Source organism: Lacibacter sp. H407 (assembly GCF_037892605.1).
Classification (GTDB): domain Bacteria; phylum Bacteroidota; class Bacteroidia; order Chitinophagales; family Chitinophagaceae; genus Lacibacter.
Genome location: NZ_JBBKTU010000001.1, coordinates 613208 through 638937 on the forward strand (window position 1 = coordinate 613208; position 25730 = coordinate 638937).

The 25730-nt window shown below is 40.6% G+C and carries 17 protein-coding genes; 12 read left to right on the top strand and 5 right to left on the bottom strand.

The features are described from left to right. Positions 1–41 precede the first annotated feature (41 nt). Positions 42–431, bottom strand: coding sequence for a hypothetical protein (locus tag WG989_RS02615; RefSeq protein ID WP_340427153.1), 390 nt, complete (start codon positions 429–431; stop codon positions 42–44). 172 nt (positions 432–603) lie between these two features. Here WG989_RS02615 and WG989_RS02620 point away from each other — a divergent pair, with 172 nt between their 5' ends. Further along, a complete protein-coding gene (locus WG989_RS02620; RefSeq protein WP_340427154.1) occupies positions 604–1686 on the top strand; it encodes an acyltransferase family protein in 1083 nt (360 codons plus the stop codon). Between the two features lie 9 nt (positions 1687–1695). Here the strand turns inward: WG989_RS02620 and bcp are convergent, their stop codons facing one another. After that, on the bottom strand, positions 1696–2274 hold the full coding sequence (gene bcp / locus WG989_RS02625) for a thioredoxin-dependent thiol peroxidase (protein WP_340427155.1): 579 nt from the start codon (positions 2272–2274) through the stop codon (positions 1696–1698). Positions 2275–2350: 76 nt separating this feature from the next. Then, a complete protein-coding gene (locus tag WG989_RS02630; RefSeq protein ID WP_340427157.1) occupies positions 2351–4057 on the bottom strand; it encodes a M23 family metallopeptidase in 1707 nt (568 codons plus the stop codon). Between the two features lie 332 nt (positions 4058–4389). On the opposite strand from WG989_RS02630, the gene carB reads away from it, so the two are divergent. From carB to WG989_RS20940, 5 genes are all read left to right on the top strand, one after another. Then, complete coding sequence (gene carB / locus WG989_RS02635; RefSeq protein WP_340427158.1) at positions 4390–6036, top strand: carbamoyl-phosphate synthase large subunit; 1647 nt, start codon at positions 4390–4392, stop codon at positions 6034–6036. 193 nt (positions 6037–6229) lie between these two features. Further along, complete coding sequence (locus tag WG989_RS02640; protein ID WP_340427159.1) at positions 6230–7312, top strand: SGNH/GDSL hydrolase family protein; 1083 nt, start codon at positions 6230–6232, stop codon at positions 7310–7312. Between the two features lie 70 nt (positions 7313–7382). After that, the gene (locus tag WG989_RS02645; RefSeq protein ID WP_340427160.1) at positions 7383–9245 is read left to right on the top strand and encodes a carbamoyltransferase family protein; all 1863 of its coding nucleotides are present in this window, start codon (positions 7383–7385) and stop codon (positions 9243–9245) included. Between the two features lie 66 nt (positions 9246–9311). Further along, positions 9312–9464 carry a DUF5989 family protein gene (locus tag WG989_RS02650; RefSeq protein ID WP_340427162.1) on the top strand — a complete coding sequence of 51 codons (153 nt, stop codon included), beginning with the start codon at positions 9312–9314 and terminating at the stop codon, positions 9462–9464. Between the two features lies 1 nt (position 9465). After that, positions 9466–9825: an SxtJ family membrane protein gene (locus WG989_RS20940; RefSeq protein WP_445298470.1), complete on the top strand. Its 360-nt coding sequence runs from the start codon at positions 9466–9468 to the stop codon at positions 9823–9825. A gap of 213 nt (positions 9826–10038) precedes the next feature. Here WG989_RS20940 and WG989_RS02655 read toward each other — a convergent pair whose 3' ends face one another. Next, complete coding sequence (locus WG989_RS02655; protein ID WP_340427163.1) at positions 10039–14202, bottom strand: T9SS type A sorting domain-containing protein; 4164 nt, start codon at positions 14200–14202, stop codon at positions 10039–10041. Positions 14203–14469: 267 nt separating this feature from the next. Here WG989_RS02655 and gldF point away from each other — a divergent pair, with 267 nt between their 5' ends. The 6 genes from gldF to WG989_RS02685 all read left to right on the top strand — a co-directional run bounded on the left by gldF (position 14470) and on the right by WG989_RS02685 (position 21721). Then, entirely contained in the window at positions 14470–15192 is a 723-nt protein-coding gene (gene gldF, locus WG989_RS02660) for a gliding motility-associated ABC transporter permease subunit GldF (protein WP_340427165.1), read from the top strand. A gap of 6 nt (positions 15193–15198) precedes the next feature. Continuing rightward, the gene (gldG, locus tag WG989_RS02665) at positions 15199–17031 is read left to right on the top strand and encodes a gliding motility-associated ABC transporter substrate-binding protein GldG (protein WP_340427166.1); all 1833 of its coding nucleotides are present in this window, start codon (positions 15199–15201) and stop codon (positions 17029–17031) included. A 26-nt stretch (positions 17032–17057) separates the two neighbouring features. Next, positions 17058–18029: a TerC/Alx family metal homeostasis membrane protein gene (locus WG989_RS02670; RefSeq protein ID WP_340427167.1), complete on the top strand. Its 972-nt coding sequence runs from the start codon at positions 17058–17060 to the stop codon at positions 18027–18029. A gap of 17 nt (positions 18030–18046) precedes the next feature. Next, a complete protein-coding gene (locus tag WG989_RS02675; protein ID WP_340427168.1) occupies positions 18047–20509 on the top strand; it encodes a bifunctional UDP-N-acetylmuramoyl-tripeptide:D-alanyl-D-alanine ligase/alanine racemase in 2463 nt (820 codons plus the stop codon). A 75-nt stretch (positions 20510–20584) separates the two neighbouring features. After that, on the top strand, positions 20585–20911 hold the full coding sequence (locus WG989_RS02680; protein WP_340427169.1) for a four helix bundle protein: 327 nt from the start codon (positions 20585–20587) through the stop codon (positions 20909–20911). 105 nt (positions 20912–21016) lie between these two features. Next, a complete protein-coding gene (locus WG989_RS02685; protein ID WP_340427170.1) occupies positions 21017–21721 on the top strand; it encodes a lipoprotein signal peptidase in 705 nt (234 codons plus the stop codon). A gap of 142 nt (positions 21722–21863) precedes the next feature. On the opposite strand, the gene WG989_RS02690 is transcribed toward WG989_RS02685, so the two are convergent. Further along, positions 21864–25475, bottom strand: a complete 3612-nt coding sequence (locus tag WG989_RS02690) for a hypothetical protein (protein ID WP_340427172.1) — start codon at positions 25473–25475, stop codon at positions 21864–21866. Positions 25476–25730: the final 255 nt, after the last annotated feature.

Here is a 25730-nt window from a genome sequence, read left to right on the forward strand (position 1 = left end):
CTACTTGAAAAAGAGCGTCATGTTTGACGCTCTTTTTTTATTTAATTATTTGCCGCACCTGCATCGATCCAGCAAATGATCGAATTCTTTTGTGTTGTTGTTAATGTGCCTGTTTTCGGCATAGAGCCACTCAATACAGCTGCACGGATCTGTGCTTTGGCTGCATTGATCTCTGCATAACTGGTTAACGGACCGGGGCCATTTACAGAACCTGAATTATGACAACCGCTTACGGCACAAGTCGATTGAAAAATTGGCGACACATTTGCTGAAAACTGAATGGCAGCACCTGAACAATTGGGAGTATACGTAGTACCACCACCTCCGCCACCGCCATTATTACCACCACCCGTTGAACCTCCATCAGATTTTTTACAGGAATAGATAAAGCATACTGTTAACAGCATTGCACATGAAATAAGCCATTTCATAAAGAAGAATTTAAAAGTTATAACACCTATAATCCAATTAACGGAAGATTGAGTTAACAGGTTGCCTGTGCCATAATTTTAAAGTTTGCGGTCGTGAATAATTGATATGAGCAATTATTGATTATGTTGCGGGACGTATACAGATCATAAGCTTTTATACACTCCCCACTGTATGAACAATCAAAAAGTAATTCCTGAATCCGTACAGAGCAAGCAACATTTTTTGATCCTCGACGGGTTAAGAGGAGTTGCTGCATTTGCAGTTGTGGTATTCCATTTTATGGAATGGATCATTACCGACTTCAGCAAAAACTTTATTGCACATGGCTTCCTTGCTGTTGATTTCTTTTTCTGTCTATCAGGATTTGTGATCGCTTATGCATATGATAACCGCATGGAAACATTAGGAATCAAAACGTTTTTCAAACTCCGGCTGATCCGTTTACATCCATTGGTGTTGCTTGGTTCTGTATTGGGATTGCTTGGTTTTTTTCTTGACCCGTTTTCGAATGAAGCAGCACAATACAGCAGCGGCATGATCGCATTATTATTTCTAAGCTCGGTATTCCTCATTCCTCTTCCCATAATGACTGACCGTAGTTTTAATCTGTTTGGTTTTAATGCACCTGCATGGTCGTTGTTCTGGGAATACATTGCTAATATTCTTTATGCACTCATTTTACGCAAATTGAGCCGAACAGTTTTGTTACTGTTAGCACTACTTGCAGCAACAGGCATTTGTATCATCGCCTATCGCACAGGAAATCTGTTGGGAGGCTGGAGTAAAGATAATTTTTGGGATGGTGCTGTACGGGTTGCCTACTCCTTTTTAGCAGGTATGTTCATTTATCGTTCAAACTGGATCATTAAAAACAAATTGGGCTTTACAGGGCTAACACTATTATTACTACTGGCTTTCCTGATGCCCTTTGGAAAATGGAACTGGCTTACAGAATCGTTTGCTGTGATCATTTATTTTCCGTTGATTGTTTCGCTGGGTGCAGGTACACAGCTGTCGGAAAAAGTTAAGAAAGCATGTATGTTCTCAGGTTCTGTTTCTTATCCATTGTACATGACGCATTATGCATTCATCTGGGTATTCGGCCATTATTATCTTGCACAAAAACCCGGTACAAGTGAACTGGCAATTGTGATCTCATGCGGCGCAATATTACTGGTTGCTTTCAGTTACTTGGTGATGAAATTTTATGACATACCTGTAAGAAAGTATTTGCAAAGGCGCTGGAACAAATGATCCTGTGTGTTATTTCTCTGCTGCTTGTAATGCATCAAGTATTTGTTGCGTATGAATCTTCGTGAGCACTCTTGTTATGACTGCATCAATGATCCCTTTTTCGTTCATGACAAATGTTGTACGAACCAATCCATCATAGATCTTACCCATGAATTGTTTCTTACCCCACACATCATATGCATTGATCACTGCATGATCCTCATCCGCAATTAAACGAAAAGGAAGATTGTTTTTTGCTTCAAACCGCTTATGTTTCTCCACTCCATCTTCACTAACACCAATGATTTCGTACCCGAGTTTTTTCAGTTCTGAAAAATTATCACGCAGATTGCAGGCCTGTACCGTGCAGCTTGCAGTAAGATCTTGCGGATAGAAATAGAGAATTATTTTCTTGCCTTTGTAATCAGCTGAAGATATCTTCTTTCCGTCTTGGTCAACACCTTTAAAAGCAGGTGCTTTATCGCCCACTTTTAATTTGGTCACATAATTCTTAAACGGTTCTTTTTTGATTGCCTTAGCTGCCGAAGGTTTTGAAGCAGTTTTTTTTACCGCCGGTTTCTTTACTACTGCTTTCTTTTTTGTTGCCATGTTGATATAAAACGTTTCGGTAGAAACACCGATGTTGTTGATTTGTTCGAACAGAATCAGATGAACATCTGCATCCCTATTTTCTTGTAAAGCGAATGATCCGTTCGGTTGTATTGCCAGCCTCGTCTTCTACCATGATCTTTAATTCATGTTCGCCCGGCGGACAATGTTCATCTACCTTGTATCGGTATACCGGGCCAAGTCCGCTAAACATCAGCCATTCACCATCCAGTTCTGCACGAAAACTGTAGATCGCTTTTTTATTATCTGCAACAGTACATGTAATTGTTGATCCATTCCCAACTGTTCCACCATCAACCACACCTGCAACTGCAAGTGTAGGCGGCACTAGATCCACTTCCAGCCAAAACTCACCAAAGTCACGTGACTTTGCTTCGTACCAACCTTTTACCAATGCTGCACGTTCCACTACCGTTTTTCCTCTGCTGTTGTGGATCATGATCACACGATTGCTTGCACTTGTAGGAATTTCTTTAGTTGGTTTTATGCGAAACATCATCGAATCATGCGCAGGTATCAACGGCGTGTGCATTACATGAATATTGGAATAAGCAGTTGCACTTGTTTTATAGTTGTACACAAAACGGAAAGCATCATAAAAACTTTTTTCGCTGCTCACCATTTGCACATCGCCCTGTTCAAAAATATTGATCTGGTTGGGTAGCATATACCTGCTGTCTTTCTGTACGTTGGCGGGAGGCAATACTGTTGGTGTGCGTTTTAATTTAAACCGAAGTGTGGATGCATTGTTATTTGCATCTTTTACAACAATCATGACTTGATGGGTTGTTGTATCATTCAAATGGATCAATCCATCATCTTGTTTGAAATAGATCGGTAAGCGATCGCCTGGTAAAGGAGACAAGTGTTGATAGTAAGAACCACCATTTGTTTTTATACGATAATCTATATGCGCATTTAGGTAACGTGTTTGCAAATAATCAATACCATCGATCTGAAATCCACTAACGGGTTCTTCATCAACATAAACCACTGCTTCAAAAATTCCATTTGCATTTGGTATTCCTGTAACACGATCGGTTGCAACAATCGCAAATGAAACAGCTTCGCTGCTTACGGTAATTGTACCGCCTGCCACACTATACCCACCGGCTACCCGGGTTAACATCATTGTACGGGGTGTTTGCTCGTATGTACTTTTTGTGCGGTCGTACACCGCAAGTTTTGTTATATCGGGTGGCGTAACATCATGTACACGATGAAAGAGTAATGCATTCAAACATGCATCATCATCTGTTCTGCGTATCTCATAATGCACATGTGGACCTGCAGATGCGCCGGTATTTCCGCTGTATGCCAACAGTTCATTTTTCTTTACTGGAAATTCACCTTTCGCAAATTCCACATCTCCTTTCCAGCTTTGCTTTGCATACTGTCCTTCTTTCATTGCTTTCAACACTTTTACAGGAAACGTATTCATGTGACAGTACAACGTTGTATAACCATTCGGATGACTAACATAAATCGCATTCCCAAAACCATTGGGATCTACTTTTACTTTTGATATCCATCCATCAGCAGGTGCATATACCGGTAAATTTTCACGGCGAAGTGTAAACAGATCAAGCCCCATATGAAAATGGTTGGGGCGCATCTCTCCGAAATTTGCATTCAGCTTTAACGGAATATCTAACGGATACCGGAAATAATTGGTGGGATAGTTTTGCTCTGGAAAAAGTTGAGCAGTTGCAGTAAAGAAAATAAACAACGAAAAATAGAGAAGGGAAAACTGTTTCAACATGCGGCAAAAATAAAGAAGATGAAATAAAGCGATTTGCCGTTATGACGAAGTACTGTCAACAATCCGTTGCAAGTTGTGTATAACTGCCACGCATAAAAAAGAAAAATAAATTGTGTGCTCCATTATGTAGACTCTTTAGAAAATTGACTGAGCGCTTTTTTTACTGTGTTGTTGAACAGAAATACCGAATGTACAAGAGTGCGACGCCAATGCAGCTGAACAACATTACTAACGCCTGTTACCAAAACTGCTCAGTAAAAACTTCAAAAACGTTCAAAATTTCACGTTCAGATTAGCGCTCAATCCAATACTTTTGCAGCCAAATTCTCCTCATGCCAAAAGACAAATCGATAACCAGTGTGCTGATTGTAGGCAGCGGCCCCATTGTGATTGGCCAGGCCTGTGAGTTTGACTATTCGGGTTCGCAAGCGGCCCGCAGTTTACGTGAAGAAGGAATTGAAGTGATCCTGATCAACAGCAACCCGGCTACCATTATGACCGATCCGATGATGGCTGACCGTGTGTACCTGTTGCCCCTCACCATTGAAAGTATTGAACAGATCCTCGAAGAAAATCCGCAGATCGACGCTGTGCTGCCTACCATGGGCGGACAAACAGCCCTCAACCTTTGTAAGGAAGCAGATGAGTTGGGCATTTGGGAAAAATTTAGTGTGGCAATGATCGGGGTGGATGTGAAGGCGATCGATACAGCCGAAGACCGTGAGAAGTTCCGTCAACTGATGATCGATATTGGTATTGGTGTGGCACCAAGTCGTGTAGCCAACTCATTACTGGAAGGAAAAGAATTTGCGCAGGAAATAGGAATTCCATTGGTGATCCGTCCTTCGTTTACTCTTGGTGGTAGTGGCGGAAGTATTGTGTTTCATAAAGATGAGCTGGATGGGGCATTGGAACGTGGATTAACTGCCAGTCCCATGCATGAGGTGTTGGTAGAAAAAGCATTGCTCGGCTGGAAAGAATTTGAGTTGGAGTTGTTGCGTGATAAGAATGATAATGTGGTGATCATTTGTACGGTGGAGAATTTTGACCCGATGGGGGTACATACCGGCGACAGTATTACCGTTGCTCCGGCAATGACCTTGAGCGATACGGCGTTCCAGAATATGCGGAACATGGCGATCAAAATGATGCGTAGCCTCGGCAATTTCGCCGGTGGTTGTAATGTACAGTTTGCCATGAACCCGGAGAATGAAGAAATTATTTCGGTGGAGATCAATCCACGTGTAAGTCGCTCTTCAGCCTTGGCAAGTAAAGCAACGGGCTATCCCATTGCAAAAATTGCAGCGAAGCTAGCCATTGGTTATACACTGGATGAGTTGAAAAACCAGATCACCCAGACTACTTCTGCTTACTTTGAACCGGCACTGGACTATGTAATTGTAAAGATGCCTCGCTGGAATTTCGACAAGTTCAAAGGTGCAGATGATCGGTTGGGTTTACAGATGAAGAGCGTGGGTGAAGTAATGGCCATCGGCCGCAGCTTTACGGAAGCGGTACAGAAAGCTTGTCAGAGTTTGGAGAACAATGCAGTAGGCCTTGGTTATTATGGCCAGAGTTTGAAACATGCAGAAGAGCTGATCGAATATATTAAGGTGCCGAAATGGGACCGCATCTTCCGCATTAAAGATGCCCTGATGGCGGGTGTGAGTGTGAAGACGATCGTAGAAGCAACCAAGATCGACCGTTGGTTCATTTACCAGATCCAGGATATTGTGAACATGGAAAAAGAACTGGCGAAGCACGATATGCAGTCGCTCACGAAAGAATTACTCACCGAAGCAAAACGGATGGGCTTTGGCGACGAGCAGATCTGCCGCATTATGAAAGAGGATGCCAGCGAAGATGAGCTCTACGAAAAGCGTAAAGCCTGGGGCATTACCCGTGTGTACAAAATGGTGGATACCTGCAGCGCTGAGTTTGAAGCAAAAACGCCGTATTTCTATAGTACGTTTGAATAATTGCCCAAAGCTCAAAAGAGTGAAAAGAAATAAATAAAAAAGCAGCGGAGATGATTCGCTGCTTTTTTATTTAAAAAAATAGAGTCATAGATAACACTGATGAAACGGATTGGCACGGATCAAATCCTTTATCAGCCGCTAAAATCAGCGTTATCAGTGTTTCTATCCTAAACAGTTTTTATCTTACATCGTCATGATTAAAAACCTTAAAGCATTATTCTTTGGTTTACTTGTTGCATTGGTATTATGCGAAATTATCTTGCGCATTTACAATCCGTTTACCAATTTCACCAAGCAAGGGAAATTAGTACTACCCGCCAATCAGCAAACAGTATTCGATAATCAATGGATCAAACAGCTGGATTCAAAAATCCACTACAGTCGCAATGCATTGGGTTTTCGAGGACCAATGCCAACGGATAGTATTTCAAAACTCAATTCGATTATTACGATTGGTGGCAGCACGACTGAATGTCGTTTTCTGAGTGATAGTACCACCTGGTCATTCTTACTGGGAGAAAAATTGAAAGATTCAATCCCTAACCTATGGGTGAATAATGCAGGTATTGATGGTCATTCAACGTTTGGCCATTTGCATCTACTAAAAGAATATGTGATTAAGCTCAAACCAAAATATGTATTCCTGTTGACGGGCGTAAACGATGTGGAAACAAAGCAACCGGAAGGTTTTGACCTGATGAATGATAACAGGATTCATTACAACTCTTTCAAACAGTTTTTGAAATCGGTAATGAACAAAACAGAGATCGGTTCTACTATTTTTCAATTCTATGCTATCAAATTAGCTTATAAAAAAGGACTTATTCATAAAGAAGTTGATTTTAAAATCTTAGCGGATACAAGCTATTCACCTGCTTACATACACGATGTAATTGCACAACAGAAAAATTACCTTGTAGGTTATGCAACAAGATTGCAGGAGATTATCAATATCTGTAAGGCAAACAACGTAAAGCCAGTGTTGCTAACTCAACCTTCCTTGTATGGTGCGTACACCGATTCAGCTACCGGAATAAAAATGGACACGAAATATTTTGCAGATAACAGCGCCAAAAACAATTTACTTCAGGAGCAAGTGTTGGAAAAATATAACAATATAGTTCGTTCATTTGCCACTCAAACAACAGTAATTGATCTTTCGAGGTTAATGCCAAAAAACACAAGTTACTATTACGATTTTATTCATTTCAACAAAAAAGGAGCCGAAAAAATAGCTGACGTACTCAGTAAAGAATTATTACCTGTATTAAGATAAGGTCAACTCCTTATTTACTTATCCTGCCCGTACTATCTGTGTTTCAATTCAAATCATTTATTTTGCACTCATGTATATCCTAGGCATCTCGGCCTTTTACCATGATTCAGCAGCAGGCATCATAAAAGATGGCGAGATCATCGCCGCTGCACAGGAAGAACGGTTCAGCCGTAAAAAACATGATGCAGGATTTCCTTCAAAAGCCGTTACTTACTGTTTAAAAGAAGCAGGCATCAACATTGATCAACTAGAGGCAGTCGTGTTTTACGATAAACCATTACTCAAGTTTGAACGATTGCTTGAAACTTATTATGCATTTGCGCCAAAAGGTTTTGCATCTTTTCTTATGGCTATGCCTATATGGCTGAACGAAAAACTATTTTTAAAAAAAATAATCCGTGATGAGTTGAAAAAAAATCAACTCTATGATAAAAAGAAACTAAAGCTGTTATTTCCCGAACACCATCTCAGTCATGCAGCATCGGCTTTTTATCCATCTCCATTTGAAGAGTCAGCAATATTGACCATTGATGGAGTGGGCGAATGGGCCACCACAACCATCTGCAAAGGAAAAGGCAAAGAAATAGAAATACTCAAACAACTCAACTTTCCCCACTCTGTTGGTTTGCTGTATTCTGCATTTACTTACTACTTAGGTTTTAAAGTAAACAGTGGTGAATATAAGCTGATGGGGTTAGCACCCTACGGCGATCCAAATGCAGAACAAACAAGGCAGTTTGTTTCCATCATTAAAGAAAAACTGGTTAAGATCTATGATGATGGCTCTATCTATTTAGATCAGCAGTATTTCAATTATTCTGTTGGATTACGAATGGTGAAAGATAAAAAGTTTGAAACATTGTTTGGTTTCAAGCGCAGGAGCAAAGAAGAAGAATTAACGCAAGAACATTGTAATCTTGCTTTGGCCATTCAACAGGTAACAGAAGAAATTGTGTTGAAACTGGCTGCACATGCAAAAGAAATTACCGGTTCGAAGAACATTTGTTTATCGGGTGGTGTGGCTTTGAATTGTGTGGCAAATGGCAAACTCCAAAACGCTCTTCTTTTCGAGAACATGTTCATTCAACCGGCCAGTGGTGATGCGGGTGGTTCAGTTGGTTCGGCATTGGCAGCTCATTATATTTATTTTGAAAAGGAACGTCTTGTCAGCTCAGCAATGGATGCAATGAAAGGTTCCTACCTAGGTCCATTTTTTCCTACTGATGAAATTGAATCAACTATTCAACAATACAAAGCGGTTGCAACTGCATTTAGTGATAGAAATGAATTAAATAAAACTGTTGCAGCTCATATAAGCGAAGGAAATGTGATTGGTTGGTTTCAGGGGCGGATGGAGTTTGGCCCACGTGCACTAGGTAACAGAAGCATTATTGCAGATCCACGTAATCCTGACATGCAGAAAAAACTAAATCTTAAAATCAAATACAGAGAAGGCTTCCGCCCGTTCGCCCCTGCAGTGCTTGCAGAAGATGTACAAGATTATTTTGAATTGAATACTCTGTCGCCTTACATGTTGCTGGTGCAACCGGTGAAGAAAGATTTACAGCATCCTGTTCCAGCGAATTATCATCAACTCAACTTAACCGATAAATTATATTTTCAGCGAAGTACTTTGCCTGCAGTAACACATATCGATTATTCGGCCCGTGTACAAACAGTACATAAAGAAACAAACCCGGCTTTTCATTCGCTCATCAGTTCATTTAAACAACAAACGGGCTGTGCCGTGTTGATCAACACGAGCTTTAATGTACGTGGCGAACCGGTTGTTTGTACACCACAGGAAGCGTATCAGTGTTTCATGCGAACAGAAATGGATTATCTTGTCATCGAAAATTATCTACTCAGAAAACAAGAACAACCTGAGTGGAAAGAAAAATATGATTGGAAAGAGAAGTTTCAGAGTGATTAATCATCTCATGCCCTCTTCTAACTATAAAGTGCGAAATAAGAACGAACCTTTACTTTTGTAACAACTATGATTGAGTTTTTAAAAGACATGTGGATCTTCTTAAAAGTGCGTAAGAAATGGTGGTTAGCTCCCATTATTATTGTTATGTTATTACTTGGTGCCTTGCTCATATTCGGAGGCAGCAGTGCGGTGGCACCTTTTATTTATTCCCTCTTTTAGCATGAAGTGGCAACCTAAGCATACATCCCTCCTGGTAATCGCAATTGGCTTTGTCATCCTCTATTTCATTTTTCACAAAAAATGGTTGTTGCTTCCCTTCACGATCTCGTTGATTGGCTTCCTGATTGGCCCGATAGGTGAATTTGTTCATCATTTTTGGGTAGCAATTGCCAAAGTGTTGAGCTATATCAATAACCGTATTCTGCTCAGCCTTATTTTCTTTATTTTTCTTACGCCAATAGCTTTGTTAATGCGCCTTTTCAAAAAAAGCGATTTTCTTTTGTCTTTAACTCACAAAGGATCGTCTTTTGTGACCCGTAATCATTTTTATTCCAAAAACGACCTTCAACATCCATTCTAAGTCTCTTCCTCATTGGTCGCACTGTCTTAAGTTCGGGGGAAATTTGGCGCCTGATCCTTGATGGCCTTTATTTGATAGAGGAATGATATGCTTTGCAAAAAGCTATTTTTCTAACAATAACCAATTTATGCAGCGATCAATCAGTCGAGGCACCCCTCTAAAATAAAAACCCCCTCTGGTGGAGGGGATCTTTCAGCAGTTGGTTTCGGGTCTTTATTGTTTAATAAAGCTTTTTGTGGAAAGCCCGTTCTTTCCTTTTATACGGAGTACATACATTCCCGCTTGCAAGTGAGCTATATTGATCTCAGTATTAAAAGTAATGGTTTGGATGCGTTGCAACACCTGACCGGCTATATTGACAAGTTCAATTTGTGATATGCTGCTTGGCGCTGCAAAATTGATCAGAATTTTTTCGGAGGCGGGGTTGGGGGTGATGCGGATCACATCCTCACGTCCAAACCAAACTTTCACAACTTGTGAAATATTTTCCCTACCAATCTTGTTGATGGCACGCAGACGGTAATAGTTCCAGCCGGTAAATGGATTGCTGTCCACTTCTGCATAGGCAGCGGTATTCAGGACCACTTTTGTTTTTACTGTTTTCAATGTTTCAAATCGAACGCCATCTTTACTACGTTCCAGCATAAATTCATCGTAATCGTTGTTGTTCGTTAACATCCAATCGACAGCGATATCTGTTTTGCGGGTACGGGCGGTGAAGCTGGAGAGTGGGAGTGGTAAAATATTTTCAGTTACGTCGGTGCTGGCTAAAGAGAATGGGCTGAAGGTAGCAACACCTGCCCAAGTAATGGATCCTTCAATTACAGTTGATTCCGGCGAAGTAGCCCCTTTTCCTCCAAACGAATCCCAAACACTTCCGTTGAAATGAGCAATCGAAAGGGAAGGCAAGTTAGATACGTACGAAACATTGCAATTACTTCTTGCGTTCCATGAAAGTGTGACATCAACAGATGAAGATCCTGAAGTTCGGTCTAGCTTCCAATATTCACAACGGCTCACTCTCGTTATACCGGCAATTCCAATGGGGCCTAATGAAGTTGCACTTGCAACCATAAACTCAGCAGTAAATGCATCTGTTGTTTGCGATGGTGCTGATATACTCACAAAACGATAGCCGCCACCTGCGGGCCCAGAGAGTGCAGGCTTTCCAACCGGAAACACAAATGCATCATTCCCGATTTTTTTAACAGGGCCATTTGTAAATGATGTAGACTTTGCTTCGAGGGCTTTTGCCTCATCGTAAAAAATTAAAACATTATTACTTGAGCTAACAATATAGCCACTATCAAATGTTAGCTCATGTGTAATTCCAATAGTACACCCTAGTGAGACAGAAGCACCTCCTGTTTTTTGTAAACGTAGATAATTAAAATCCTGTGACGAGATACCCGGGGTACTAACGCCTGGAGTACTGATGGTTGTATTGCTGCTACCTTTTAAATAAACAGCACGGTTATTTTGATTGAATGAACTGTTGTTATAGCGTGTAAAGCTGCCACCCAACCATAAATCACCGCCTAAGTTTGACGAAAGCTGCAATACACTTGAAGTAGCGCCATCAGAGCCAATTATGACATTGCCTAATACCGAAAGCGGCTTGTACATACTGCTGTTCATGTGAACTTCACCTCTTCCATTTGCATTACCGATAATAAGGTTGCCGCCGATCTCGAGTTCGCTGGCAGGAAAATCAGAATTAAATAAATCAAGAATGCTGTTCTGAACTACAATATGGTGTGGGTAGCCCTGTAAGCCGACAGTATTCCCCCATTCAATTCCTCTTCCATATCTAGAAATTGTTCCGGTATTATAAATGAGTGTTGAACCCGTCTCATAAAAGGGAGCATCGTTTGCAATAAAGCCTCCGGTATTAATCTGCAAGCGATTTATAATCTTCGCAGAACCGGTTTCCAATAGTCCATTAAAATCAACTCCGCCTCTTATAATAACAGCGTACAAAAGAGGTTTATAGTTAGATATACCTTCTGTTATTCCTGCACCCAAAAAAGTAATCGTTCCCGCCTTTGCTTCATTTGGCTGAGCCCCATTACCACCTGTGATGATTCCACCATCTGCAATATTCAAATTCCCATCTAAGCCAGCTTCAAAATACCCACTATTCAAGTTTAAGCGATTTACGGTTGTATTGTTATTTGTAAGTGATACCGTATTGTTTCCGCTTGCTCCAAAACTCGAAATTGATAATACCTGCGCAGTTGCAGGCAATGCGTTACCCGTTACCTGATTCGTTGTTCCATTGTAAACGTAAGTTGCATTAGGATCAAACGTTCTGACTCCTGTTGTTTGAATATTACCGGCTGCTCCGGTTGTAATGCCATCGGCTGAGCCAATACCTAATGTGGCACCTAAAGCATTTACAAATGATGTTGAACCGGAAACAATAAAATTCTGGCAATTTAAAATACCGTTGTTGGTGAATACAGAATTATTAATTGTTTTGTTGGCTGTTAAAAACACTTGTGCACCCACATTAATTTGTAACCCTGCTGTGTGTAAGTTGATCGTTCCTGCTCCTCCTAATTGAGCGCCATCATTACCTGAAATCTGTAAAGGGCCGGAAGATGCAAGTTGTGTTATTGTTCCAGCGCCAACAATTCCATCTCTGAAAATTTTGGCTCCCGCATTTTGAAAACTACAGTTTTTACCGGAAGTAACCTCTATAACCCCATTAATAAGTGTTTGTGTTGCCCCGCCTACTGCAACCGAACCTGAAATCCTGAAGATAGGTTTGTAATCCAATACTGTCTTGAAATATGTAATCCCGGAAGTTTGAAAAGATATAGCGTTTAAGTTCCACTGAAATACGGCATTTGTTTTAAAAATGACCTCATTACTTTCAAATGCAAAATCATCCGATTGGCTGGGAGAGCTGTTACCATCTACCCTTACCAATCCGCTCTCTTCAACCGAAACTGTTGACCCTGAAGCAAGTGCTGGCCTTGTTCCGTACAAAACATACGTGCCATTTATAATCATATCATCTCCACCACCATTACTGAGAGAAAGTGAATTCCCATTCAGATGTTTTAACACCGCCCCTGCATCTACTACCAATTGATCTGCTGATACATTTGACGAAATCGTAACTGTATGGCCATTACGAATACGTATAACATTGGCAGCATTTGTTGGTGCGAGGGTTGCTGTTATCCAATTGCTATTATCCGTTGATGATTCCCAGGTAGAAACATCATTCCAATTGCCGGACTGCCTTGACCTGAAATAACTTCCTGTTGTGCTAACACATGAACCGGCTTGACTGATTGTGACAGGTGATGAGTTGTTGGAAAAGGTTACATAATCTGTACTAACAATGCGCATTTGATACCCTGTACCTGAAAATGTTCCTGCTGGTATTGTAAAATTGATTGTTTCACTAAGCGCATTTCCATTTAACGAACCAATATTAACCGGAGATGTGAAAGACCCAGCAGCATTGGATAACTGAACTGTGTAAATGTTGGAGCTGTTGTATATGCCAGTTGCAGTAAAATTTAAAGAGCCGGTGGCGGTAGTAAAACAATTTGCAAGATTATAGGTAGTTGAAGATAGAGATGTGAGTGTAATAGTGTTAGTATTATACAAAGCAGCAATTCCAACGTCATCCAAGCCTATCTCATCTCGTGAGCCTGCTCCTGAAATATCCTCACTGTTCCATCTGATATAAAAATAGTCTCCGGGTAAAATACCTAATCCTTTAATTATTGTCGAACGGGATGGATTCCCTTCCACTTTCACCCAACCGTTTGCATCTGCTGCTTCAGGTGTTTCGTAACCCAACTCCGGAACTTCACTGTAATTAATGTTATTAGATGAGTAAGAAAAATTAAATGAACTCGATCTTCCCTCATCATTACGCACAAAAAGGTTATAAAAAACAGTAAGCTCAGCAATGGGTGATGTGCCGTTATTTTGAATTCGGAGAATAATGGCGCCCGGTGCAAAATCGGAGCCGCCGGGTTGTAACATCAGGCAAGGATTTGATGCTGAATGGGGTGCACCTGTAAAAGCATAAATCCCACCTGTTGAAACAGGTCCTGAAACAGCACCTCGAGTAAAGTCGGTTGCCGCGGTAACCTGTGAGCCACCAAAGAATAAACTACCGTTATCCCAACCAATAATACTCCAAGCATTTGAATTCAATTGTCCAGTGGTTGAAGGATTTGGTCCAAATCCTACTCCGGTAAATGCAGTTTGAGGATTGCTGCCGATAGATGCAACTGTGCTATTGCTGAAATCAATTGTTACACTCGGAGCTGCATTGGTAAGCATCACCTGCCCTCTTGCTGCTACTCCAACAAAAATAAATATGAGTACGCCAAATAACGTTTTCATCATCACGCCTGAGATTTAGATTTGGTTGGCTTTCTACAGGTTGTAAGGCAATGATGTTTCGGGGGATATCAGAACAAGCTTTAAAGATAATCGTTCAATCCAGAAAACCCAGACATTTTGACGAAAATTTGAACGTCTGTGCAAGTGATCGAAGCAAAACAGCCTGTTTGTTTGGTAGCCTGTATGATTCAGGTAGAACATAACTGTAACAGTACTCCTGAATTAAGGTTCGGAAGGAGAAACAGATTCCTTTATTTTTGCTGCTCTATGTGGGCCATTTGCAAAAAAGAATTCCGCCAGTTTTTCAGCAATCTTACGGGGTATATCACCATCATTCTTTTCCTTTTGTTGAACGGACTCTTCCTGTTCGTGTTCTCCAGCTTCAACATTTTAGATTATGGTTATGCCACGCTGGAAAACTTCTTTAACCTCTCCCCTTATATTCTTTTGTTATTGATACCTGCTGTAACGATGCGCCTTTTCCCGGATGAATGGCGAAGCGGCACCATGGAAACACTATTTACCCGGCCACTCACGGCCTGGCAAATTGTGTGGGGCAAATATCTTGCAGCATTACTGGTAGTACTCATTGCATTGTTACCAACGCTTACCTATTTGTTTACCATCAGCGCCATGAGCGCTGAAGGAACAACGATCGACATGGGAGGCATTGCAGGTTCGTATATTGGATTGCTTTTTTTATGTGCTGCCTTTACAGCCGTTGGTGTTTGTTGCAGCAGCTTTACATTAAATCCTGTTGTTGCTTTTTTATTGAGTGCCTTTTTTTGTTTTGTGTTCTACAGCGGTTTTACTGCCTTGAGTCAATTGGTAGGTACGGGTGCTGATTATATTATTGAAATGCTGGGTATGGAATTTCATTACCGCAGTTTATCAAAAGGAGTGATCGATAGCCGTGATGTAATTTATTTCCTCAGCTTTATCTTTTTCACCTTATTCATCACCGTGCAACGCATTGGCCGTAAAAATTAAGCACCCATGAAAAAATTGCTTTCGATCAAATACGGATGGCTCTTACTGCTGGCTGCTTTAGTGGGGCTCAATATTCTTTCATCATCTCTTCGCTTACGTTGGGATCTTACAGCCGAACAACGCTACTCACTTTCTCCCCAAACAAAAACACTTTTAAAAAATATCGACAGTACAATTACAGTTGATGTTTTTCTCAAAGGCGATTTCAGGGCATCGTTTCGTAAACTGCGCAACACAACAAATGATCTTCTCAATGAAATGAAGGATTATAGTGGCAGCCGTTTGCAGATCAATTATAAATCGGTTGATGAACTGTTTGATGATGAAGCGAAAAATTTCATGTTCGGAGAAGTGATCAACGAATTGCGGATGAACGGTGTAAATGTGGATAGCCTTGGACAAACAAGGCCCGGTTTTCGTGAAGAAGTGATTCAGCAGATGATCACCGATTCGTTAAAGAGTCTTGGCATTTTGCCTTATACATTAGAAGTACAGGAAAAAGAAGAAGCCAAAACACAACGTGTTATCTACCCTTCTGCATTGGTGAAGTATGGAGGCAAAGTAATGTCGGTTGATTTACTAAGTGGCAAAACAGAGTATAGTCGTGATCCTTTAACCGGAAGCTTGGTTACAGATGAAGCAAAAAGCATCAGTAATGCAGAAGCACTGCTGGAGTTTAAGTTTGCAGATGCCATTGAAAAAATTCAACGCAAACAAAAACCATTGATCGGTTACATGACAGGAAACGGCCAGCCAATGGGACCCGAAACATTCGATCTTGTTCAAACACTCGATGCCAATTATCTCTTCCGTATCATCGATCCAAATACAACAGCTGTAATTCCAAAAGAATTTGCAGCTGTGATGATCGTAAAACCATCAGTTGGGTTTACTGACTCAGCAAAAATGAAGATCGATCAGTACATCATGCAGGGAGGAAAGGTATTGTGGTTCCTCGATATGCTGCATGCAGAAAAAGACAGTCTTACGTTTGTTGCACAAACATTGGCATACGATCGTGGATTAAATCTTGATGATCTGCTGTTTCGCTTCGGCGTACGCATTAACCGTGATCTGTTACAGGATCAGCAATGCGACCTTAGCAAATTAGTAGTAGGTAACGCCGGCGGTCAGCCGCAGTTAGCCGATGTTCCGTTCAACTATTATCCTTTGTTAACAGCAACTGGCAATCATCCCATTACAAAAAATTTAGAACCAGTACTCAGTCAGTTCACCAATACATTGGATACTGTAAAAGCAGAAGGAATAACCAAAACAGTTTTACTTACATCCAGCGAAAATGCAAAGTTTGTAAGTACTCCTGCCATCATCAGCTTACAGGAATTGCAAACCATCGAAGACATTAACCTGTACAACAAAAAGAATTTACCCGTTGCTGTTTTGTTGGAAGGAAAGTTCAATAGTTTTTACGCAAACCGTGCATCGGCAGAAATGCGGCAATACTTTACAAGTGCTTATGGTTCTTTCCAAACACAAACGGCATCAGCAACGCAACAGTTAATTGTAGGCGATGGTGATGTGCTGCTTAACAGCTTTACCAAACAGGAACCATTTACTATGGGCTACAGTCGTGTGCAGGAACGCAGTTATGCCAACAAAGCATTTTTGCAAAATACATTGGAATACATGACAGGTAATGCAGGTATCGTAGCTTTGCGTAATAAAGATGTGGCCTTGCGCTTATTGAATCCACAAAAAGTTACTGAACAGCGTTTGCAATGGCAGTTGATCAATATTGCAGTACCTATCCTTATCATTGTATTGATTGGCTTTAGTTATATGCAATGGCGTAAACGAACTTTTAGTAAACAAGCATAACGTTTTCATTTTTTGAATTATCATTCATGACTCACACACAGATCACTTATCTCGTATTCGGAATCGTATTATTAGTTGCCATTGTATTTGATCTTGGCTTGCTCAGCAAAAAATCTGCGCACCTTACTACCAGGCAGGCGTTAACACAAACCATCTTTTGGGTACTCCTTGCGTTGGGCTTCGGTGCATTTATGTGGTATGAAGACGGTAAGCCCGCTGCACTTGAATATGTAACAGCCTACCTGATGGAGTGGAGCTTAAGTATTGATAATATTTTTGTATTTGTACTGATCTTCAGTTTTTTTAAAGTGAAAGAGGAGTATATCCCCCGTGTATTATTGATCGGCGTATTAATGGCAATTGTATTCCGTGTTATTTTTATTACGCTGGGTGTTGAACTGGTCAATCGTTTTCATTGGGTGTTGTATATTTTCGGTGTGTTCCTGGTATATACAGGTTTCAAAATGTTTACCACCAACCAGGAAGAAGAATATGACCCAAGAGAAAGTAAAGTGTATCTCTTCCTTAAAAAATTCTTACCCATTACAATGGAAGATGGGCATGGCAAGTATGTAATAAAACAACATGGCAAACCGGTTTACACAGCCTTGTTTGTTGTAGTGGTGATGCTTGCTACTACTGATATTGTATTTGCATTGGATTCAATACCTGCTGTAATGGGTATTGTTGATCGAAAAAGTGAGTATGCTTCATTAGTGATCTACACATCGAATGTGTTTGCTGTACTGGGCTTGCGTTCATTGTTTTTCCTGTTACGGGGAGCGGTAAGTAAATTTGATTTCCTGCAACAAGGCATTGCAATAGTGCTTGTTTTTATTGGTTTGAAAATGTTAGGTGAAGAACTTATTGGCACAGTAGTCAATAAAAGCACGCAGGTGGTCATTTCATTAGTCGTTATTGTGGCATGCATTGGCGGATCGATCGTTTATTCGATCTACCATAAGAAAAAAAATGCACCACCTGATATGCCCAGTTAGATCTCATTTATATCGTTATGTCGCACTATCGTATTGATCGTATTGCCGGTATTTTACAGGCTGTCTGTTTACAACAGGCAGATGTTACTTGCAATATTGAACATTTATTGATCGACAGCCGACGTGTAATTCATCCCCCCACTGCTTTATTTTTTGCCTTGCTCACCAGCCGCAGAGACGGGCATGATTATATTAAAGAAGCATACAGTAAAGGTGTCCGGAATTTCATTGTTCAAAAGAAGATCACTGTTGATCAATTTCCCGAGGCCAACATTTTATTAGTAGTCGATACATTAAGTGCATTACAACGGTTAACAGCTTATCACCGCAGCCAGTTCAATATCCCGGTAATTGGTATTACCGGCAGTAATGGTAAAACGATCGTGAAAGAATGGTTGTATCAATTACTGAGTGATCATTTTACGATTATCCGCAGTCCTAAAAGTTATAATTCGCAAGTAGGCGTTCCGTTAAGTGTATGGCAATTGCAATCACATCATACATTGGCCATTTTTGAAGCCGGTGTTTCGCAGAAAGGTGAAATGGATAAGCTGGAAAAAATCATTCAACCAACACTTGGCATTTTAACCAATATAGGTGAAGCACATGCTGATGGGTTCGCAGATATGCAAGAGAAGCTGAATGAAAAATCAATCCTGTTTCTGAATGCATCAACCCTTATCTGTTCCACTGAAAAACTTAATGGTCTTTCATTTACTCATACGAACATCATCAGTTGGGGAAAAGAAACCGACAACACGATCGTTCTTAAGAACATCACAAAAAAAATCACTGAAACAAGCATTGATTTTACAAACGGATCGGTGAATGATACAATTGTAATTCCCTTTATTGATGATGCATCAATTGAAAATGCCATTACCTGTTTATGTGTTTGTGCTTATTTACAGATCCCGTTTGAAGAAGTAAGAGAAAAATTCAATCAACTTCGACCTGTAAGTTTACGATTGGAATTGAAAAGCGGGTTACATAATACCACGATCATTAACGATAGTTACAGTGCCGATCTAAGTTCATTCATTATTGCATTGAACATGCTGCAGCAACAATGGCAACATCCAGGCAGAACGGTTATACTTTCCGATTTTCAATTAACGGCCGATCAGGAACCAACTGTTTATGCTTCGGTTGCAGCGCTCATAAAAAGCCATTTTGTAAAAAGATTGATAACCGTTGGTGAAAAAACAAAACAGTTTTTACTTCCGTTGATCCCCGCATCGATCGAAATGTTTTCATTTTCTTCAACAGCAGAATTATTGGAACAATTTGCATCACTTTCTTTTCATAACGAAACTATTCTCATCAAAGGTGCACGGGTTTTTGAATTAGACCGTGTAGCACAATTGCTGGAACAGAAAACACATCAAACTGTTCTTGAAATTAATCTTACCGCCATTGCACGAAATATCAAAGCACATCAGCAGCTATTGCATCCATCAACCAGAATCATGGCAATGGTGAAAGCGTTCTCCTATGGAAGTGGCAGTTATGAAATTGCCAACCTTCTGCAATTTATGAAAGCAGATTACTTAGCTGTTGCTTTTACAGATGAGGGTGTTGATTTGCGTAAGGCAGGTATTACGTTGCCCATTATGGTAATGAATCCTGAACCTGCAACGTTTGATGTATTGGTTGAACAGAATCTTGAACCTGAACTGTTTTCATTTTCGATTCTTCACGCATTTGAGCAGTATCTTGAACAGGAGGGTATCAATAGTTATCCCGTGCATTTAAAAATTGATACCGGTATGCACCGGCTTGGTTTTATGCCGGAAGAATTACCTGCGCTCTGTCAGCAACTCACTGCAAAAAACACGTTCACTGTTCAATCAGTATTCAGTCATCTGGCGGCCAGTGAAGATGTCAATGAAGATGCTTTTACATTATTACAATCAAAACGTTTTGAAGATGCCTGTGCATTTATCGAAATACAATTGAACTATTCCTTCATTCGCCACCTTGATAATTCCAGCGGCACTATCCGTCACCCGCAATTGCAATACGATATGGTGCGGCTGGGCATTGGCATGTATGGTATCAGTCCTGTTTCAGGAAATTTACAATTAGAAGAAGCATTACGGTTAAAAACAACCATCGCTCAAATCAAAATATTACAACCGGGTGAAACGGTTGGCTATAACCGAAAAGGGATCATTAACAGGCCTTCTAAAATTGCAACAGTACGTATCGGCTATGCAGATGGCTATCCACGCAACCTTAGTAACGGCATTGGATACATGCTGGCGAATGGACAGAAAGCTCCCGTTATCGGCACCATTTGTATGGATATGACCATGCTGGATGTTACTGATATCCCAAACGTTCGGGAAGGGGATGAGGTAATTGTATTTGGACCAACCCTTTCTGTTAATGATGTTGCCAAACAAAGTCAAACTATTGCTTATGAGTTGATGACAGGTATTAGCCAACGGGTGAAACGAGTGTATTTTGAAGAATAAGAAAAGCTGACAAAACGCTGCACGCCACTCGCCTCACGCTTCTCGTAACTTCTAACTTTAAAATAAAACACTTACATGAAAAATTTTAAAGAGCTTCGAATCTGGCAAAAAGGAATGGATATCGCTGTTAACTCGTTTCAACTAACAAATGAATTTCCATCAGCAGAAAAATTTGGCATTATTTCACAGATTAATAGAGCTGGCGTGTCAATACCCGCTAACATTGCCGAGGGCAGCAGCCGAGCCAGTGAAAAAGATTATGCAAGATTTATAGAAATTTCGTTAGGCTCTTCTTACGAATTAGAGACCCATTTATTAATTGCACAGCGATTAAATTTTGGCAATGAGAATAAATTAGTTGAATTATTAGGCGAGATAAATGATGAGCAAAAATGCTACTAGGTTTCCTGAATAAGCTTTCCAGATGATGAGTAGCGAGTGGCAAGCAGCGAACAGCGTGTAGCTTCACTCCCTTTCTACTATCTTTGCTCACTAAAATTCGTTTTCGTGAAACTTCGTTACGTCATATTAATTATTCTTTTGATTCTGTTTGCTGACCAGGGGTTAAAGATCTGGATCAAGACCACCATGCTGTACCAGGATGAAAAATTCATTTTTGGACGCTGGTTTCGTTTATACTTTATCGAGAACGCAGGTATGGCCTATGGTTGGAAATTAGGCAACAGCGAATGGGCGAAGATGGCACTTACCTTGTTTCGTTTAGGTGCAGTTATCTTCGGCACCTGGTACCTCGTTAAGATCGTAAAAGAAAAATACCACAGAGGCTTTATTATTTGTGCAGCGTTGATCTACGCCGGCGCTTTGGGCAACCTGATCGATAGTTTGTTTTATGGAATGATCTTCGACAAAGGCATGATCTATAATGCTGCAACCGATACCTATTTTGGTTACGACGGATTGGCAAAAGCAACCGGCAAAGGTTACTCATCGTTTTTACACGGCCATGTTGTAGACATGTTGTACTTCCCTATCATTGAAAATAAAATGATGCCCAACTGGGTACCGATCTGGGGTGGCAAACCATTTACATTTTTCCAGGCTATTTTCAATATTGCTGATGCCGCTATTTCAACAGGAGTTATTACGATCTTGGTTTTTCAAAAACGTTTCTTTAAACCACGTAACGAGGAACAAACTAATACAACCGTTGAAACAAATACAGAAGTAGGCGATGATGCACAGGTAATGTAGAACCAGCAATTTCAAACTATTTAGTTTCATCAACTTTATCAAACAATACAAAGGATAGCATTCACGAAGTGAATGACATTGTTTGCTTCAAATAAAAAAAGACTACCGCTTAAGTAGTCTTTTTTTATTTGTACCTGATGATCTATTGTTTTTGTATTATTCTATGAATTGCTCCTGATGCAGATACAACACGTAAGAGATAAGAACCTTTTGCAATGTGCTGTGGTACATCAAATGAAATACCGTTTACACCTTTACTCACCATCAGTTTTTTATTTACGATCGGGTTGCCCAATGCATCGGTTAACTGCAATTGCACTTCTTCGTTACGGAATGCTGTCAACTGAAAGTTCACTTTACTGATGAATGGATTTACCAGATTGGAAATCTCCATTTTTTCTGTGTGAAGGAGTGTAACAGAAAGCGTGTTGCTGAACTTGTTGTTGCCTGTTACTTTACCCAGCATTTTTAAACGGTAATACACTTTACCTGAAACAGGTGTAGGGTCATTAAATGTATAATTGATTTCTGCGCCATCATTGCCCCTTGCATCTACATAACCAATATAGTTGAAATGAAGTCCGTCCTTACTGCTTTCCACTTCATAACCCCTTAAATTTTCATTCTTAGATTTCCAGGTAAGCACACCTGTTTCGCCCTGTAACTGCACATTGAACTTCAACAAATCAGCAGGTAATACACTGCAACTTGTAGGATTACTAACATTGATCACGATTGTTTCGTCTGAATTAAATACGGCGCATGAATTGCTTAAACCACCTGCTGTAGTGGCTACACGAATACGGTAGCGATTGCCATTCGCCATTGCTGTTGCAAGAATTGAAGGATAGGCAACAGTATCTCTGTACCCGTTTCCAACATTCGTATAACTGAACGTTTGTGCACCGGTAACTTCAGGAGCAGGTCCCCAAGTATTACCACCATCGGTACTTCGTTCCCACTCGTAATACTGGTACATATTGTAATACGATTCTACAAACACACGCATATCAACCTGGGCATTTTCACAAAATGTTTGGCTGGCATTTGGCGTCATTTGCAATGTAGGCGAACAGGTTTTAAATGAAATATCATCAATAGCCCAATCGTTACCACCACCACCCGGTGCATTGTTGCGTAGTGTTAGTGTAAAGTTGGTGGTAGTTGCATCTGTTCTGTAAACAAATGCACGCTTTACCCAACGGTTGGCTGTATCGGCCGTTGTTGACATTCGTGGTACGCCTGCAGCCTGATGACGAATATCGCCGGTATTATAATAATCAAGGTTGTTTACTTTGATGGCAATATTTGGCCGAACACCGGCCGTATCATTTGTAGCTGTTGGAATATATCCTGAAGCAACCCATTGTCCCCTACCAACTGAATCCTGTCCACATTTATAACATACGTTTTTAAACCAGGCAGAAACTTCATAGTAAGTATTAGGACAAGCATTGGCCACATTAAACTGAAATGCAGTATCGGTTTTATACGCCGCATTAAATACCATCATGTAACCACAAGGGTTTGTGGGACTCACAGGCTGCGCAGCATCACAAGGTGGGTTGCCTCGTTCTTCATCCGCCGCACCCGTATGATCGCCACTGATATCCCACACAGTAAACACCCGATTAGTGCCGCTAGTTGTCGGAATCGGCAATAACCGATCAGTAACTGTTCCTAAAGCGGCAGTATTATTTGTAATCCCATAAAAATTATCATTTGGTGTGCCTGATGTAAATGTTCTGTACACATAATTCGTGTTGGCAGAAGGAGTTCTGTTGTGCTGACTAGTTCCGGTGGCTGTACCAAAGGTTCCGTTAAATTCATCACCTATTACATTTGTTGCAGATACTGCATTGGGGCACACCTCAGGACTTGCGTACACAATCATACTATCCCTTGGAAATGTAACGACTCTGAACACGCCTGTGCTTGCTTCTCTGTATCGGAAAGAACCTCCACCAAAATTGATTCTTGTTCCTTCACCTCTGTTTATAACTACTCTGTAAGTAGCCATTATAAGATAGTTGTTCGCTGCTGTTCTTGGTCTTGAGGTATTTCCTACTGCTGATCCTCCACGAGTTAAAGTAGCATTTGCACCAAAATTGATCCTGATAATTGTATCAGTCCCTGCGCCACTTCCTACTGCAAAAGCCTGATCATCGCCTACAGCATCGGTATACATCGAACCATAGACCTTGCCTTCGTTTGTCCGCATTGCTAATGTTCCGGACTGGTAGGCAAACCCAGCGCCTGTTTTTAATGTATCATGAAACGATAAACTATCGATGGTAGCTGTACCCGTTAATGACATGGTTGTTCTTATTTCAAGTACATCGCCCACATCAATACTTCCACCACCGTTTTGTTTTGTGATGTTGACATAACTTTTCGCTGTTTCAACTGCATAGTTTGTTGCCGGATCAGTAACGCATAAAGTAAATGTCCAGGCACTTGTTGGCGTAGTTGTTTGATTTGAATATACCCTGACATAATAAGTTGTGCCAATGGTAAGACCTGTCGTTGAAATACTTGCCCCTCCATTTGTATTTTCTGAGCAATACAAACTTGAGAAGCTTCCACATGAACCTGAAAGTACTTGAAATGCCCATCTTCTACCACCTGGATTACCTGTTGGAATTCCGATATTGCTAAAAGTAACAGTAGGATTTGTTGACTGAGCAACAAAACTATACCACACATCCGCGGCATTTGCTACACCACAACTGCCACCAAATAATGATGCAGATGTTGTTGAACCATCTAATGTTCCAGAAACAGTATTGCATGTGGTACCGCTTGTCAATTGTATGGCATTAGCACAATCATCATTGCCGCCACTTTGTTGCACACATATATTAAATGCATACGCTGCCGACGTTATACCTACCGGGTTAGAAGAAACAAATACCCGTATGTAATAGGTAGTACCAATGGTTAGCGAATTGACCGTAAGTGCTGAACTTGCTGCACTACAACCTAACGAAGTAAGTGTACCGCCACATAAACCTGTAGAGCTACTGAACATCTGCACATAGGTGGATGCACTCGTGAGTGAACTTCCTAAACTACTCAACCTTACAATCTGCGTTGTTGATGTAGCAACGTACCTGAACCATACTTCATACACCGGTGTAGCTATAGCACAACCAACCGGAATTGTACCGGTGCTGCTTGTTGCATAAAATAACGTTGAAGCGGTATTGTTACATGCAGTACTTGATGTTAAAAGGACAGATCCACTACATTCATCATTCGCCGGTGGCGCAACCGGATGTGTAATACAAATATCTGCTCTGTAATTTCCTGTTCCGCCAAATGCACCATATTGTGATATACGTACATAATAGTTTGCACCAATCGTTAACCCTGCTTGTGTTAAAGCTGTGTGAGGAGATGACGAACAGGCAACAGATGTTAATGCACCACATGTGCCACTATAAAGCTGAATTCTCGGAGCAGTAATTCTTCCGCCAATATTGCTTAGTGTAATTGTATGCGAAGTTGATACTGCTGTAAAGCTATACCAATAATCATTGTATGTACCGGCAGCAGCACATCCCAAAGGAATACCTGCACTTGCTGTAGCACTGCTTAAGTTAATATTTGTGTTATTGCAACCAGTTGATGAAGTAAGTGTAACGGCTGTTGCACATTCGTTCTGTGCAAATATTTGTGTGAATGGAATGCTCAGAAAGGAGCATACTAAAAAAAACAGCCGGATCGATCTTGGGTACAACGATAGTTTCATAGTGATTGTTACTTAGGATAATGGTAAACCATTACAAAAATGAACAAATCCATTTAATCTACCTATAGTAGAACCTCTAAACTATACCGTAAAATCACGTATTTTATAACAGAAAAACAGTTAGCGGATCAATTCCTCACGGAAAACGTGTGCAAATAAAAATCCAGCATACATAAAGTACACTGGATCCAAATTAGTTCAGTACAATATTTACGGTGCATTAACCGCACAAAATTTCTTTACTGATAAAGTTGA

What these genes read in the sequence shown, in the direction of transcription:
- WG989_RS02615 (WP_340427153.1), bottom strand. Translation starts at nt 431, where the DNA reads ATGAAATGGCTTATTTCATGTGCAATGCTGTTAACAGTATGCTTTATC.
- WG989_RS02620 (WP_340427154.1), top strand. Translation starts at nt 604, where the DNA reads ATGAACAATCAAAAAGTAATTCCTGAATCCGTACAGAGCAAGCAACAT.
- bcp (WP_340427155.1), bottom strand. Translation starts at nt 2,274, where the DNA reads ATGGCAACAAAAAAGAAAGCAGTAGTAAAGAAACCGGCGGTAAAAAAA.
- WG989_RS02630 (WP_340427157.1), bottom strand. Translation starts at nt 4,057, where the DNA reads ATGTTGAAACAGTTTTCCCTTCTCTATTTTTCGTTGTTTATTTTCTTT.
- carB (WP_340427158.1), top strand. Translation starts at nt 4,390, where the DNA reads ATGCCAAAAGACAAATCGATAACCAGTGTGCTGATTGTAGGCAGCGGC.
- WG989_RS02640 (WP_340427159.1), top strand. Translation starts at nt 6,230, where the DNA reads ATGATTAAAAACCTTAAAGCATTATTCTTTGGTTTACTTGTTGCATTG.
- WG989_RS02645 (WP_340427160.1), top strand. Translation starts at nt 7,383, where the DNA reads ATGTATATCCTAGGCATCTCGGCCTTTTACCATGATTCAGCAGCAGGC.
- WG989_RS02650 (WP_340427162.1), top strand. Translation starts at nt 9,312, where the DNA reads ATGATTGAGTTTTTAAAAGACATGTGGATCTTCTTAAAAGTGCGTAAG.
- WG989_RS20940 (WP_445298470.1), top strand. Translation starts at nt 9,466, where the DNA reads ATGAAGTGGCAACCTAAGCATACATCCCTCCTGGTAATCGCAATTGGC.
- WG989_RS02655 (WP_340427163.1), bottom strand. Translation starts at nt 14,202, where the DNA reads ATGAAAACGTTATTTGGCGTACTCATATTTATTTTTGTTGGAGTAGCA.
- gldF (WP_340427165.1), top strand. Translation starts at nt 14,470, where the DNA reads ATGTGGGCCATTTGCAAAAAAGAATTCCGCCAGTTTTTCAGCAATCTT.
- gldG (WP_340427166.1), top strand. Translation starts at nt 15,199, where the DNA reads ATGAAAAAATTGCTTTCGATCAAATACGGATGGCTCTTACTGCTGGCT.
- WG989_RS02670 (WP_340427167.1), top strand. Translation starts at nt 17,058, where the DNA reads ATGACTCACACACAGATCACTTATCTCGTATTCGGAATCGTATTATTA.
- WG989_RS02675 (WP_340427168.1), top strand. Translation starts at nt 18,047, where the DNA reads ATGTCGCACTATCGTATTGATCGTATTGCCGGTATTTTACAGGCTGTC.
- WG989_RS02680 (WP_340427169.1), top strand. Translation starts at nt 20,585, where the DNA reads ATGAAAAATTTTAAAGAGCTTCGAATCTGGCAAAAAGGAATGGATATC.
- WG989_RS02690 (WP_340427172.1), bottom strand. Translation starts at nt 25,475, where the DNA reads ATGAAACTATCGTTGTACCCAAGATCGATCCGGCTGTTTTTTTTAGTA.